The organism is Cupriavidus sp. GW822-FHT06G04 (assembly GCF_058799075.1).
This window is the reverse complement of record NZ_JBXALD010000005.1, coordinates 1-13,246: the sequence shown is the minus strand read 5'-3', so window position 1 is coordinate 13,246 and position 13,246 is coordinate 1. Positions and strand designations below refer to the sequence as shown.

Genomic DNA, 13,246 nt, shown 5'->3' with positions numbered 1-13,246 from the left:
GAGACCGTTTCTGGCCGAAGCCGGAAGCTCGTCGGCCTCTAGGTTCCGCTGCCCGGCCGGACTTCGGTAGTCGACCCTTAGCGGCCTGCCAGATTTCTCCGAATCGGACAATCAGACCGCCTCGTTGAGGAGCCGTTTGTGAGGTGCGGAGACCAGTCGCTTGTACGAAGACATCATCAGCTCAATTTTCGGAGCAAAGAGCCGTCAACTGCTCCGTATCGACAACTCTGGATAACATTATGGCTGCGATGGGCATAGGCATAGGAATGGCAAGAGGAGTGGGTATCTTGAGGACAGTAGCGGCCACCGCCATCGCCCTATCTCTCACAGCCAATGCTCAAAGCTCCCATTACGACGAGAAAGCGCGTCTGACCGCTCACGTCACCAACTACCTGGCCGGCTCGTACTTGAAAGAGCTAGCATCAAATGGAGCTTGTACGCAGGATCGGGGTAAGGGGGAACGCTACGATGCGGCTGTCAGTGCATTGCGGACAATTGTTCCTGACCAATACGTTGCCGAGGTCGAGCAGCTTGTTGAGTCAGGGCAAGTCGAAGCAAGTCTCGGAAGCGTGCGTGAAATCGAACTCGGCTCAAAACTGAAGGGTGCCGACCCGTCTAGGAAGCAATATATCTGCGGCGTCTACTTCGGCTATGGCACCGCGCTGCAGATGTACGGATCAGAGGGTCTAAGGACACTTTCTTCTAAGACTCCCGGGCAGTCGCAATTGATTCCTCGGTAAGAGGCATCGTCCAAGGAGCGTTTCGACGAACGGTTGAATGCGCAGCCGCATGCGGCCCGACGCTGGACGTAACCGAGCGTGCCTGCCGGCCCGCGTCGGGCAGAAGACGACCCTTCTGAGTCACTCAGTGTTCTGCCATCGATGGCCGAAAATTTGCGCTATGCGGCCATCGATGCATTCGATCCCTAAGCATTAGGGGGAAATAAAGGTCGCACAACAGACTTTTCGAGGGGCGGAACGTCAGCGTTCGCGGGCCACCATAGTTCACGAGGCCGCTGGACGACCGAGCAGAGGCGCCAGTAGCGGCGCGCCCAACTTTGCGAGCGGCACCCAAAGTGCGTATCGGATTTTAACTCGACTTATACCTCGTATGCATCTTACGATACACCTGGCGACACGGCATTGTTTAGACTCGCCCTAAACAACGCGGCGCTTCGTTAGGCGCGCATACGGGAAGGGTCGAAAGATGCAAGCTTTCAAGGTTGGGCGGGGTGTCGCCGTCTTGCTGCACACACTCAGAAGCCGCTTCCGGATTCGGAACACGGACGCATCAGCCCATCTATTGAAAAAGCTGAAACTAGCGCTGGCTGGCGTAGTCCTCGCCGCTACCCCTGCCTGGGCACAGAGCCCTGAAAACCTGACATGCGCGGACGTACCAAAAGGAAAAATAGTTCGTGCAAACTATGTCTGGGACACTAATGAACCGCCCCGGGAACCGTGGAGGCTGGTTGGTTTAAGTAATAGCGGTTCAGCGGCAGGGATTTGAAGCTGCCTGTAGTAGTTTGCCTCAGCTTCGGCGGGCGGGATATTGCCAAGGGGTTCCATCAGCCGATGATGGTTGAACCAGGCTACCCATTCCAGTGTGGCCAGTTCAACGGATTCACGCGTTTTCCAGGCAGTACGACGATGGATCAACTCAGCCTTGTACAAGCCGTTGATCGTCTCGGCCAATGCATTGTCATAGCTGTCGCCCCGGCTACCAACCGACGGCTCGATGGCCGCCTCGGCCAAACGCTCGCTATAGCGAATGCTGACGTACTGCGACCCGCGGTCGGAGTGGTGGATGAGAGAGCCATCATTGCCAGGCTGGCGAGCGTAGAGCGCCTGTTCAAGTGCATCCAGAACAAAGTCCGTGGTCATCGACGAGCTGACACGCCAGCCGACGATGCGCCGCGCGAACACGTCGATCACGAACGCCACGTACGGCCAGCCCTGCCACGTCGAAACGTAGGTGAAGTCCGAAACCCAGAGCTGGTTCGGTCGCTCGGCTCTGAACTGACGGTTGACCAGGTCCGGCGGGCGCGCTGCTCTCGCATCTGGAGTCGTCGTGCGAACCCGTTTGCCGCGAATCGCGCCGCGCAAACTCTGCTGCCTCATCAGCCTCTCGACCGTACAGCGTGCCACCACGATGCCTTCCCGGTTCATCTGCTTCCAGACCTTGTCGGCCCCGTAGACCTGCATGTTGGCCTGCCAGACCCGCTTGATCTCGGGCCGAAGCCAATCATCGCGTTTGGATCGCGCAGAGCGCTGCGACGGATTGCGACGCTGCGCAGCATGGCGTCGGTAGCCCGACGGGGCAATCTGCAAGACCTTGCAGATCGGCTCGACCCCGAAGGCGTCGCGATGCTGATCGACAAAAGCCTTCAGGACTTCAATCGGCGGTCGAGCTCCGCCTGGGCGAAAAATGCGCTCGCCAGCTTCAGGATCTCGTTGGCGCGGCGCAACTCCTTGACTTCGCGCTCCAACGCCTTGAGGCGTTCACGCTCCGACGTAGTTACTCCGTCGCGCTCGCCGCTCTCGACTTGCTCTTGCTTGACCCACCCCAACAGCGTCTGGCTCGTGCAGCCAATCATTGGTGCGATGGACTCGACTGCGGCCCACAGCGACGGATGTTCGCTGCGCTGTTCTTGCACCAGACGTACGGCCCGCTCTCGGACCTCGGGGGAAAACTTGGTTTGCTTGCTCATGGCTCCATTCTCTCAAAGAGTGGAGCCTCCACTAAACCCGGGGCGGTTCACTAACGGGTCAGATCCACGTCACAGAAAATCTGTAATCGAAAAACAAAGCAGGCTGCGCGACGCTATTCGCCGTGTCAAACTCTATTGCGTAGCATGGCCCTTGGAGCTTCCAGAGTGGGAGTACCAGGCCAACCGAGACGTTCCAATCTTGTATTGAGATGACGAATATGGATGACTTGTTTCCTTTGCCTCCTGTGCTCACGGAGTACTTGCGTTCTCCGGCGCTCGAGCGAACAGACAGCCACATAACTTCGCTTCGCCAACGGCTTAGCTATGTAAAAGAGATCATGGATAGAGTAGAAGCTGGCCCTGATGATGGGTTCGTTCTCTATGATCTGTTGAGTAGCGTTGAAAACGATCTGCTCGTTATCCTGGCTCCAGGAATCCCAAGCGATCGAAGCGAAGATTCCACATACATTATGCACGTCTCCTGGCCTGCGGAGTGTAGCGTAGCTTCGATGTACGAAGCCTTCCCAAAGTCCGTAGTTGCCGCACTTACGCGAGGTGTCGGAAAGCTCAGTATGCGCGATACGGAGGCTACTGAGTGGGTCAACCAATGGTGCGCGGCATTGAAGATAATTCTTCAGATGCTCATTGACGCTGACGTACTTGAAAGCGCAATGGCCGCTCTTCTAGCTATCGATCTTCTCCTCACCAACCTCGTTTCCTTTATCACCGCGATGCACCTCAATCCGTTTCTTGATCGACAAGGCTAGTAGGCGGATGTGTCGCGCACTTGCGATGGTAATCGTTGCCGGCAGCGGCGGTTCGTTTTTGCACAGTGGGCGCTCGCCGGACGGATGTCAATGTCCGAGTCTACCGCTCTTTGCCCTCGGGCTACCCTTACAATAAAGGGGAACAGGATGACCAAAACATATGAGATTTGGCAAGCAATTTCGGACGCCGATGGAAGCGGACACAACGCTCTTATCGAAAAGGGACAGTTCGAAACGCAAGCCCACTTGTTCGAAGGTAAGCCGGTGTTACTGAAGACCTTCGATGCCGAAACCTACGACGAGGCCGCGCAAATCTATAACGATTATTTCGGATGGGGCAAATACCATCCGATGAAAGATTAAGGGGTTGGCCGGTGCTGACGCTTGACGCTAGGCGACTTCGCGCGAGCGGCGCCATCAGGGCCAATCAACAAAAGCCAAATCAGCGTCGGTTCACGCTCGTAGAGCAGACGTTCACTGATCAAAGTGCAACGACCGAGACTGGCCGAACTGAGACATCGCCCCCCTACTGCAGTGGAAACTGGCATTGCACTGGCGCCACAGACAGATATCCGGCCAACAAGCGTCATTCGCCCGCGCTTTTGGTCGGACGTTCGGGCGTCGTCGGCTCTACCTCTAACCGGCCATCCGGTTCTCCCTGAGCCTTGACCTAGTCACCCGCGTCTTCAGTCGCTAGGGCAAGCTCCTGCACAGCAACCGGTTGGCCAATCACTTGATCTTCACGACGACCTTGCCCTTCGCGCGTCCCTGGGCCAAGTATTCAAGCGCTTCCTTTGCTTGCTCGAACGGAAAAACCCTGTCGATCACCGGACGAATATGTTCCGACTCGAGCAGTCCTCCAATTTCGGCGAGCTGGGCGCCGTCGGAACGGACGAATAGAAATGAGTAAGTGACGTCCCGTTTTCTTGCAAGGCGCATGATTTTTCGGCTCATCAAGCCGAACACGAATCTTAGAAAGAAATTCAGGCGTCGTGCGCGTGCGAAGGCTGCGTCCAATGGACCGATGAGCGAGACAACCTTGCTCCCTGGTTTGAGAATGCCGATGGCTTTCTCGATCGCATCGCCCCGCAGTGTACCGATCACCGCGTCGTAGCCCTGCAGCACTTTTTCGAAGTTCTCCTTTTTATAATCAACCACCTCGTCTGCGCCCAGCGTGGTGACCAGTGGGACATTACCCGTGCTGGTAGTCGTTCCTACCTTGGCACCGAGGTACTTTGCTAGCTGGATCGCGAACGTACCGATGCCGCCCGACCCCGCAGGGATGAACACCTTGTGGCCAGCTCGAACCTTGGCACGCTCCTTCAATGCTTGCCACGAGGTAAGGCCAACCATCGGAACGGAGGCGGCCTGCACAAAGTCGAGCTTCGCCGGCTTCGGTGAGGCAACGCTTTCCGGCACCGCCGCGAATTCGGCGATCGACCCTCTGCCAAGATCGAAGAGGCTGGCAAAAACGGCATCGCCAGGCTTGAAGCGCGTCACACGACTGCCAACCTCAACCACCACGCCGGCAATATCGCTGCCTAGCGTGGCCGGCAATTCGAACTTCAGGACGGGCCTGAACGTACCCGCCGGAATCATGTTGTCGATTGGGTTCAATCCGGCCGCGTGGACCTGCACCAGCAACTCGTCCGCCTTTAACGTGGGGCGCGGAACGTCGGCGAACCCGATCTCAGGTGATCTGCCATAGCGTTTGAATGTGAGTGCTTGCATGTTGCTCTAACCAAGGTAGGGTGCTGCCAGGAACGCCAGAGCCTTCGACACGAAGTCGGCGTGATATTGAAAGATGCCGCCGTGCCCAGCGTCTTCGTAGATGACCATGGTCGATTCTCGTCGGGGATGACGCCCCGGTCATTGTGGCGGTCAGACTTCGGGCCGATAGCGTTCAGCCGCCTGGGCTTGTCGAATGTCCGATATGAGCCCTTGACGCGCGCCATCCAATGCGTCCCAGCGCGCCGCTACATGCAGCGGCGGGATAGTCACGAGTTCGCGGCGATCGAACCCGACCAGTGCCGCATCAACCAGTTCGCCGACTTCCATCACCTCGGGAAGCGCATTGACATCGATGCCGGCGCGCCCCCATATTTCCGTGCGGGTCGCTGCCGGGAGCACCGCCTGCACGTAGACGCCGCTGGGCGACAACTCGAGGTTCAATCCCTGCGACAGGAACAGCACAAACGCCTTGGTGGCGCCGTAAATCGACATGCCGAACTCGGGCGCGAAACCGACCACCGAGCCGATGTTGACGATTGCGCCGGTACCCGACTCCAGGAAGCGCGGAGCGGCGGCGGCTGCAAGCCGTGTAAGCGCCGTGGTATTTAGCGCGATCAGGCGTTCAATGCCCTCGGCGGTCTGCTGCACGAAGCTGCCCGACTGAGCCATCCCGGCGTTGTTGATCAGGATGCCTATCCGACTATCCTCGCGTAGACGAGTCTCGACCGCTCCAAGGTCGGCGGGCTGAGTGAGGTCGGCCTGCAGAACTTCCACGGCCACCCCACTTTCTTCATGCAGCCGTGCGGCCAGCGTATTTAGGCGTGCCTTGTCGCGTGCAACTAGCACGAGGTCGTGGCCACGGCGGGCGAAACGCTCGGCGTAGGCGGCGCCGATGCCGGAGGAGGCGCCGGTGACGAGAACAGTCGGAAGCGTGGTCATCAATAATTTCCTTTTCAAGGCGGTTCGAACGCGCACGCAAGCAGCGCGCGCCTTAGACGGTGATGGATGGGTAGTCGGTGTAGCCCGCAGCGCCGCCGCCATAGAGTGTGGCCAAGTCGGGCTGGGCCAGCGGGGCGCCGGTCTTCAGGCGTTTGACCAGGTCGGGGTTGCTGATGAAGGCACGGCCGAAAGCGAACAGGTCTGCCTTGCCCTCATTGAGCCTGGCGGTGGCGAGTTCGAGGTCGTAGCCGTTGTTGGCCAAGTAGGTTTGCCTGAAGCGGCGGCGCAGCGCGTCGTAGTCAAAAGGTGCGACATCGCGCGGGCCGCCGGTCGCGCCCTCAACCACGTGCAGATAGACGATGCCCAGCGCGCTGAGCTGCCCGGCGATGTAGTCGTACTGCGGCTGAGGGTCGCTGCTCGAAATGCCATTTGCCGGTGACACAGGCGAGATGCGCACACCGGTTCGGTCGGCGCCGATTTCCGCCACCACTGCCGCGACGACTTCCAACAACAGGCGCGCGCGGTTCTCGATCGTGCCGCCGTAGGCGTCAGTGCGCTGGTTGGCCCCATCTTTGATGAACTGCTCCAGCAGATAGCCGTTGGCACCGTGGATCTCCACGCCGTCGAAGCCTGCAGCCATTGCATTGGCTGCGGCTTGACGAAAGTCGCCAACGATGCCCGGTAGTTCGTTGAGTTCGAGGGCGCGCGGCTGCGATACGTCGACAAAACCGTTGTTGACAAAGGTCTTCGTCGCTGCGCGGATTGCCGACGGTGCGACCGGCGCAGCGCCGTCAGGCTGGACATCGACGTGCGAAACACGGCCGACGTGCCAGAGTTGCGCGAAGATGCGCCCCCCCTGGGCATGTACAGCCTCGGTGACCTTGCGCCAGCCGGCGATTTGCTCAGGCGTGTACAGGCCCGGGGTGTCCTGATAGCCCTGAGCCTGGGCCGACACCTGAGTGGCCTCCGAGATGATCAGGCCGGCCGAGGCACGCTGGGCGTAGTAGATCGCAGCCAGCTCGCTGGGTACCAGCCCCGCGCCTGCACGATTGCGGGTCAGCGGCGCCATGACAAAACGATTGGCGAGTGTCAGGCGCCCAAGGGTGTAGGGCTCGAAAAGCGTCTTTTCAGTCATGTCGCGTTAGCCTTCGCGTTGAAATCGCAATCAATGATGACGGTCATAATCATAGCTGTCAAGATTTTGATGACGACCAACATCAATGTAGAATGAAGCCCTCACAGTCACGAACCCACCACCGTGGCCAGCAAATGAAGATCACCAAGGCACAGGCACAAGCCAACCGGGAGCACGTCGTCGCGACGGCGTCGAAGGTTTTTCGGGAACGTGGCTACGACGGGGTTGGGGTTGCCGATCTGATGGCCGCCGCCGGCTTCACCCACGGCGGGTTTTACAGACAGTTCAACTCCAAGGCCGACCTGATGGCGGAATCGGCGGCCTGCGGCATCGCGCAGACGGTGGCACTAAGCGAGGGTGTAAACGCCCCGGAGTTCGTGCAGTATTATCTTTCTCGCGAGCACCGCGACACCCGCGCAACCGGTTGCACGATGGCCGCACTAGGCGGGGATGCCGCGCGTCAACCAGAAGCGGTTCGGGCCGCGTTCGCGGCTGGCATTGAGAGCCTGCTTGGTGCGCTGATGCCCACGGACATTGATTCGGACGGAGGCGATCCGGGTCGGGCACGAGCCCGGTCCCTCGACACACTGGCGCACGCGGTGGGCGCCATCGTCATGTCTCGGGCCTGTCCGGACGACTCGCCGCTGGCCGACGAAATCCTGGCGGTTTGCCGCGACGCGATCCTCGCGTCACTGGACGTGTCCACAACAGCAAACACTTCTTCAACATGACTGGCGCACTTCTGGCATTCAGCAACCGGCCGATCGCCAGAACACCAGTGGCGACAGTGGCGACGGCGGCAAGCTGGCAGCCAGGACAATAAAGAAGGCCAGATAGGCGGGCACAACCTGCGCAGAGACAACTCCATGGCGGGACGCCCGGCCCATTGGCATGGAGCCGAATAGGACCCGGGCTCATGCGATGGCGAGGGCTTGGCGACTGGAACCCTTCCCACAATTGAGGTATGGCCAGAATCGCCAAGGTCATATAGGTTCCGACCCAAGCCAAGCAACAATAAAAAGAGAGGTCGGGACATGAATCGACAAGCCATTCGAGCGTGGTGGGCCGCCGCGCTCTGCTTCTTCCTTCTTGCAGGGTGCAATTCGGGCGAAGATCACACCGACAGCCCGGTGGCGGCCCACACGTTGACCTATCGTCTCGGCCTGACACCGACAACTGCCAACGTGGCAGTTGGCCACACGGTACCGCTGACGGGCACTCTAGTCGACAGCGAGGGGCGCACCGTGGCCAATCCCCAGATTACCTATGCGAGCGATGCCGCTGGCGTGGCGAGAGTCGATGCGGCGGGCGTGGTGACGGGCATCGCCGCCGGCACCGCACGTGTCACAGCCAGCGCTACCGCGCCCGACGGCAGCGCGCTGAGTCAGCAGGCCACCGTCGCGGTCACGCTGCCCGCAGTCACGTACAACGTGGTATCAGCCAATCCCACGCTGAACTTGCAATATAACCAGCCGACCACGGCGAGCGTCACGGTGTTGGGCAGCGATGGCTCGGACGTAACGGCACAGGCCACCGGCTGGACCTGGGTGAGTAGCGATGTCGCTGTGGTGACGCCCAACCCCACGGGCGCCAGCGCGACGCTGACTGCCACAAACAGTTCTGCAACTACCGCCGCGTCCGCCAGCATCACGGTAACGGCCGTGGCTCCGGATGGCAGCACAGTCACTGGGCAGATTGCGGTGACGGCATTGCCGCACTATGTCTACAACATATCCCTGTCAGCGACATCCACCAAAGTGTCCAGCGACCGGCCGGCTGTCGTGACAGCAACCGTAATGCGCAGCGACGGAATCGACGTCACAAGCCAGTTCAGCAACTGGCAGTGGGCAACGTTGGGGGCCTCGAATCTCAGCATCGGCTCCTCCGGGGGGCCCTCCGCCACCGTCATCTCGAGCTACGCAGATCAGTCGGCACAAGACTTGGCTGAAGTGACATTCAGCTTCCTGGTCAAGGTGACGGCTGTCGGCCCAGGCAGCACGGTGTCCGCTCCCCCCGCGTCTTTAGCTCTCTCGCAGGTCCCGGCGTACACCGTAGTGACACCACTGACCGTTAGTGGCCCAAACTGGTACCTTCGGCTGTACCACACCAGCGACGACCTTTCGCCCGCGGTCCCTTGTGCCTTGTTTCAGAGCCCCGGCCCAATGCCGGTTGGCAGCGCACTGACGTATGTCGGTGCGACCGGCAATATGTTCTTATCAAATGCGCCGACCCCTGGTACTTATAATCTGACGCTCTCCTGCACTCCGGCGGGCCGCGGCCCTATCCTGAGTTCAACGACAGTCACGCTGCCATGACGTGCCCCCGGGAAATCCATACAGGTCAAAACTAGAGGTAAGGTTGCTTTGGCGGTGTGACGGAGGGATATTTCCGCTTGTTCTGACGGAAATTTCCCCGCCAAAAAAGGAAAACCCTTGGAAGCTAATGCATCCAAGGGTTTTCATGTGCCCCGGGACCGTTTACCAACACCTTTGTGGAACGGGTAGCGCCCCGCGGGGGGGGGGGGGGGGGGGGGGGGGGTGGGGTACGATTCGGACTCGAGAATGGCGCGGTGCAACCTATCGCACGAATGCATCGACGACACCACGAACGACCAGCGGAGAATCTTCCACTCAAACGTCGGCGGCAAAGTTCAGCGCCTTGGCCAGACCCAAGCGCGTCGCCGGGGTGTAAGGACTACGAAACTATCACGGTCCCCAGCAGCGCAACGGGCTTTGAAATTGCGCCGTCAGAAATCGTCATGAGGGCGGCCAGGTGAAGACGATCCCTGTGCACGGCGTTGTCCGTATTCCGCTCTGCGTAGGATAGTGCCAGGCAGGAGCATCAAGAGTGCCGCAGGTTTCTGGCAAGCTAGAGCGGCTGCTTTTAGCATGGCAACGGTCACTTTCAAGTAGACCCCATGGGGCGGCGGTGTGTCGACTACCGAAGTCCGGCCGGGCAGCGAGACCTGGAGGCCGGCGAGCTTCCGGCTTCGGCCAGGAGCGGCCGTCCAGTTCGCTGACGTCAACGTTGCGCGCACGTTACACCCCACTTCGGCGGCGCAATTGTCTTACCCCCTTTGCTAGACTATTCAGCGTTCAAAATTCGGTGCGATAACAGCCGCAAAAATCAAACTCTCAGGAGCTATTTTGGGACGCGCACTAATGGGAATCGGGTTACTCCTGATTTTTGGCGGGGCCTATGGCCTATTCGAAGTATCATCGCTGTTCGCCCTGAACGAGTCCCAGCGCAAGGAAGCGAAAAAATACGCGGCTTGGCGCTGCGGTCGAGCTACCTTTTCCACAAACGAAGAGAAACGAAGCGCTGAATATTTCTGGCATACGCACCACACACGAAAATGGTGCCTGATCGCGATCGCCGTAGGGCTGCTAACTCTGCTTCTAGGTGTCATCTATGCGAGCGTCGAAGTAAGCCATACCTGAGTTGATCAGAGGCCTCGATCGCCGCAGAAGCACCTCTTATTCCCACGCGTTTGGAGGACGGAGACCGGCCATTTTCCGCCGTGAACCTAAATCGTCGACAATGAGCGATACAAAAGGTAGCAAAGAACCTCGCAAACCAACCTTGCTAAGGCCTGTTTGCCGAAGCTGTTGATGACTGAAAAATATCGACTCAGGCTCATGTTCGAATGGCGCGGTGGTTGCATTTGGGCGGGAGACGACGCAACGCGCAACACATACGGAGTCGGTCCAATTGAGGACTTGCTGCCACTAGCCGATGAGACGCGCCGGAAGCTTGCAGAAATGACTGCTTGGCATGATCTATCGCTCAACTGGGAATACCCCCCAGACGCGGGACCATGGGACGCGCACGAGTACGAGCGCTTTGAGGCGACCGCGATCGTGATGCGCGACCGTCTTCAACAAGAGCTTGGAGACCGCTTCGCTTTCGTCTACGAGAGATTGGGAGCTTATGAGGGAGACGCCGAGAATTAGTAGGCCGAAGCACCTAATGGCCACCGGAAAGCGCGTCCGCTCTCAAATGGCAGCTTCGAGGAAGTACCTCTGTCCGCTAAGGGTCCGGAAGTCTTCTCCGGGGGCGGCAAGCCCTGCCCCAAGGCAGGCCGAGGGCCGAGGCCGGCCAGAAGCAGTCGCTCGACCTTCTGACCTAGATGGTCGACAATGTATGCCCTAAGCCACTGCCCCGCGCGCCGTTTAATCCGACTGATGACGGTGGCCTTCCATTTCTCTCATGGTGTTGCGACGATGAGCATCAGCAATTGGATAGCGCATTTTCGGAAAGATGCGAACAGTAGCGAAGGATTCAACACGGTGAATTTGGAGGTGGCGCATAGGGTCATCTCCCCCGTGGTCGATGCCGCTCTGAATGCGCGAGGATTCGAGGTAGTCGCGCCGCTAAAGTGGGTGCGATTTGATGAGTCACCTATCCGCCAGATATTTTCGTTCCTTGCATGGAAAGGCGGTGTAATCGCGCCACGATGGGGTCTGTCCATTGACTTTGTCCCGCACGTATCGGGTAGCTCTGTTCGCTGGCACCGAACCAACAAATCTGCGTTGTTTGATCTTGCCGTCGATGCCCGCGACAGGGACTTGGACATCAGTCTTATTCGCGGAGAGCGCTTCGTTGCAGAGAAATCGTCAACGGTCGTGGAAGCCGCAATCGCACGGGCAGACGAATTTTGGCGACGAGTCAACTCGGTCGAGGATGTCGTCGGGGCCTTCGAATGGCTGCGAAGCTATCTGTCGAATGGAGGCCTGGGCTTCTACAACTACGCCCAGCATCCGATAGCGCTCGCGTTCGTGCTCGCGAGGACAGGCGATGCTGATGGCGCACGTAGGGAGCTAGATCGATTCCTGGAGGGGCGCTCAGCGGAAGACCCCGTTTCCTTACAACTCGGCAGAATGTTGACTAGAGCTACCTCCATCGCATGATGTCGGTAGTTGCCCTTGGCGCTGGAAAGCCTTCACCTGAATCGGCAAAGGGCCAAAACCGGCTGCCAGGAGCGGCCCTTCGGCGCAGTCGGGCAGCGTGGTTGCACCCGAGCACGCCCCCTTCCCGCAGCGCGCTATTTGCAGTAAAAGACCTAGCTGCCGGCTATCGGTACCCGTACCGCACCGTGGCCGGACTAACGAACGTACAGCCCCTGCATCCGGCTAGTTCAACAGCAAGCGCGATCTCTGGCTGCACCCCAATTCTCTGAACTTCGTCTATCACGGCAAGCCCTACACCAGAAAAGCACGATTCATCGAGAACCAGCCTTTTCACCCAAAGAGCGTCGCCTAGCTCGCCGTCAAGTTCGATGTCTGATTTTCCAAAATCAACCGCTTTGATTCGCTTTAGCGGATTTGCGATGAAATATCTAGCTTCCGTGGTCGACCCGTCGTATATGACCACCGCAGGAAAATACTCCAGCTCGGCGTTGTGAGACGAAAAAACCGCCTTGAGTCTTTCAGATACCACGTGTAGTAGGCCAACTTTGAAGTAATCAACCAACCCAGGCGGAGCCTCGTGGCCATCTTGAGCCACAAGGGTAAGCTCTGGGAATTTCCCGGCCAAACTTATGCCGCCCATGGTCTTCAGACCAAGCAGTTTTGAACGCGTCGGATTGCTTACCTCTGGGCAAGGAACCCTTCCGCTGGCATCTACTTGTAGTATCTGAATCATGTGTAGAAGAGCTCAGTTATCTTGGCGTCTGGATTGGTAGTGTCGACCCGCGAGGGTAGCCAATTCATCAGCGTTTGGCCAGTAGACTTTGCTCTAGGCAGTGAATAATGACGGTGAATTCGAAATTTCACTTGAACGACGCGGGTCGATAGATTTGGTCGGATCGCAGCCTTATGCGATCTATTGTGTCGTTAGGACGGCAGAACGGAATGGCCGTTTTCGGAGCAGATCACCGTCTGCAATGGGTCGAGGCCGTGTGGAAACGTCTCTCGAATCGCACTGACACACGTCGCCTCCGGGGCTGAGCCTGCTTTGTCGAATTTT

12 protein-coding genes, 1 pseudogene and 1 other annotated feature are annotated in these 13,246 nt (G+C 58.8%); of the genes and pseudogenes, 7 read left to right on the top strand and 6 right to left on the bottom strand.

What is annotated here, in order from left to right; all coding sequences use genetic code 11:
• Positions 1–287: 287 nt before the first annotated feature.
• Positions 288–740, top strand: coding sequence for a hypothetical protein (locus AC1RKI_RS12935; protein ID WP_150982956.1), 453 nt, complete (start codon positions 288–290; stop codon positions 738–740).
• A gap of 681 nt (positions 741–1,421) precedes the next feature.
• On the opposite strand, the gene AC1RKI_RS12930 is transcribed toward AC1RKI_RS12935, so the two are convergent.
• Positions 1,422–2,707, bottom strand: a protein-coding gene (locus AC1RKI_RS12930; protein ID WP_223506242.1) for an IS3 family transposase whose coding sequence is annotated in 2 segments (ribosomal slippage) — positions 1,422–2,416 and positions 2,416–2,707 — 1,287 coding nt in all. Because the reading frame shifts where the segments join, the coding sequence is not laid out codon by codon here.
• Positions 2,313–2,429 (bottom strand) — a sequence feature (AL1L pseudoknot). Its footprint overlaps the gene before it by 117 nt.
• Positions 2,708–2,925: 218 nt before the next feature.
• Here AC1RKI_RS12930 and AC1RKI_RS12925 point away from each other — a divergent pair.
• Both AC1RKI_RS12925 and AC1RKI_RS12920 read left to right on the top strand, forming a co-directional pair.
• Positions 2,926–3,474 (top strand): hypothetical protein, encoded by a 549-nt coding sequence (locus AC1RKI_RS12925; RefSeq protein ID WP_150979855.1) that lies wholly within the window; start codon positions 2,926–2,928, stop codon positions 3,472–3,474.
• A 147-nt stretch (positions 3,475–3,621) separates the two neighbouring features.
• Positions 3,622–3,837 (top strand): hypothetical protein, encoded by a 216-nt coding sequence (locus AC1RKI_RS12920; protein ID WP_150979854.1) that lies wholly within the window; start codon positions 3,622–3,624, stop codon positions 3,835–3,837.
• Positions 3,838–4,203: 366 nt separating this feature from the next.
• On the opposite strand, the gene AC1RKI_RS12915 is transcribed toward AC1RKI_RS12920, so the two are convergent.
• The 4 genes and pseudogenes from AC1RKI_RS12915 to AC1RKI_RS12900 form a co-directional block, all read right to left on the bottom strand.
• The gene (locus AC1RKI_RS12915; RefSeq protein ID WP_492795589.1) at positions 4,204–5,205 is read right to left on the bottom strand and encodes an NADP-dependent oxidoreductase; all 1,002 of its coding nucleotides are present in this window, start codon (positions 5,203–5,205) and stop codon (positions 4,204–4,206) included.
• A gap of 6 nt (positions 5,206–5,211) precedes the next feature.
• A pseudogene (locus tag AC1RKI_RS12910) lies at positions 5,212–5,319 on the bottom strand (alpha/beta fold hydrolase); the annotation flags it as partial.
• A gap of 36 nt (positions 5,320–5,355) precedes the next feature.
• Positions 5,356–6,144: an SDR family NAD(P)-dependent oxidoreductase gene (locus tag AC1RKI_RS12905; protein WP_492795587.1), complete on the bottom strand. Its 789-nt coding sequence runs from the start codon at positions 6,142–6,144 to the stop codon at positions 5,356–5,358.
• A 52-nt stretch (positions 6,145–6,196) separates the two neighbouring features.
• Complete coding sequence (locus tag AC1RKI_RS12900; protein ID WP_492795585.1) at positions 6,197–7,279, bottom strand: alkene reductase; 1,083 nt, start codon at positions 7,277–7,279, stop codon at positions 6,197–6,199.
• 134 nt (positions 7,280–7,413) lie between these two features.
• Between AC1RKI_RS12900 and AC1RKI_RS12895 the strand changes: the two genes are divergently transcribed.
• The 4 genes from AC1RKI_RS12895 (at position 7,414) to AC1RKI_RS12880 (ending at position 12,189) form a co-directional block, all read left to right on the top strand.
• On the top strand, positions 7,414–8,010 hold the full coding sequence (locus AC1RKI_RS12895; protein WP_227460713.1) for a TetR/AcrR family transcriptional regulator: 597 nt from the start codon (positions 7,414–7,416) through the stop codon (positions 8,008–8,010).
• 303 nt (positions 8,011–8,313) lie between these two features.
• On the top strand, positions 8,314–9,594 hold the full coding sequence (locus tag AC1RKI_RS12890) for an Ig-like domain-containing protein (protein ID WP_492795582.1): 1,281 nt from the start codon (positions 8,314–8,316) through the stop codon (positions 9,592–9,594).
• A gap of 1,296 nt (positions 9,595–10,890) precedes the next feature.
• A complete protein-coding gene (locus AC1RKI_RS12885) occupies positions 10,891–11,232 on the top strand; it encodes an immunity protein CdiI family protein (protein WP_150979849.1) in 342 nt (113 codons plus the stop codon).
• Between the two features lie 270 nt (positions 11,233–11,502).
• Positions 11,503–12,189: a hypothetical protein gene (locus AC1RKI_RS12880; RefSeq protein ID WP_341249871.1), complete on the top strand. Its 687-nt coding sequence runs from the start codon at positions 11,503–11,505 to the stop codon at positions 12,187–12,189.
• Positions 12,190–12,352: 163 nt separating this feature from the next.
• Here the strand turns inward: AC1RKI_RS12880 and AC1RKI_RS12875 are convergent, their stop codons facing one another.
• On the bottom strand, positions 12,353–12,922 hold the full coding sequence (locus tag AC1RKI_RS12875) for an imm11 family protein (protein ID WP_341249872.1): 570 nt from the start codon (positions 12,920–12,922) through the stop codon (positions 12,353–12,355).
• Positions 12,923–13,246 lie beyond the last annotated feature (324 nt).

Coding starts and splice junctions, on each gene's coding strand:
- AC1RKI_RS12875 (WP_341249872.1), bottom strand. CDS start 12,922: ATGATTCAGATACTACAAGTAGATGCCAGCGGAAGGGTTCCTTGCCCA.
- AC1RKI_RS12920 (WP_150979854.1), top strand. CDS start 3,622: ATGACCAAAACATATGAGATTTGGCAAGCAATTTCGGACGCCGATGGA.
- AC1RKI_RS12915 (WP_492795589.1), bottom strand. CDS start 5,205: ATGCAAGCACTCACATTCAAACGCTATGGCAGATCACCTGAGATCGGG.
- AC1RKI_RS12925 (WP_150979855.1), top strand. CDS start 2,926: ATGGATGACTTGTTTCCTTTGCCTCCTGTGCTCACGGAGTACTTGCGT.
- AC1RKI_RS12880 (WP_341249871.1), top strand. CDS start 11,503: ATGAGCATCAGCAATTGGATAGCGCATTTTCGGAAAGATGCGAACAGT.
- AC1RKI_RS12905 (WP_492795587.1), bottom strand. CDS start 6,144: ATGACCACGCTTCCGACTGTTCTCGTCACCGGCGCCTCCTCCGGCATC.
- AC1RKI_RS12885 (WP_150979849.1), top strand. CDS start 10,891: ATGACTGAAAAATATCGACTCAGGCTCATGTTCGAATGGCGCGGTGGT.
- AC1RKI_RS12900 (WP_492795585.1), bottom strand. CDS start 7,279: ATGACTGAAAAGACGCTTTTCGAGCCCTACACCCTTGGGCGCCTGACA.
- AC1RKI_RS12890 (WP_492795582.1), top strand. CDS start 8,314: ATGAATCGACAAGCCATTCGAGCGTGGTGGGCCGCCGCGCTCTGCTTC.
- AC1RKI_RS12895 (WP_227460713.1), top strand. CDS start 7,414: ATGAAGATCACCAAGGCACAGGCACAAGCCAACCGGGAGCACGTCGTC.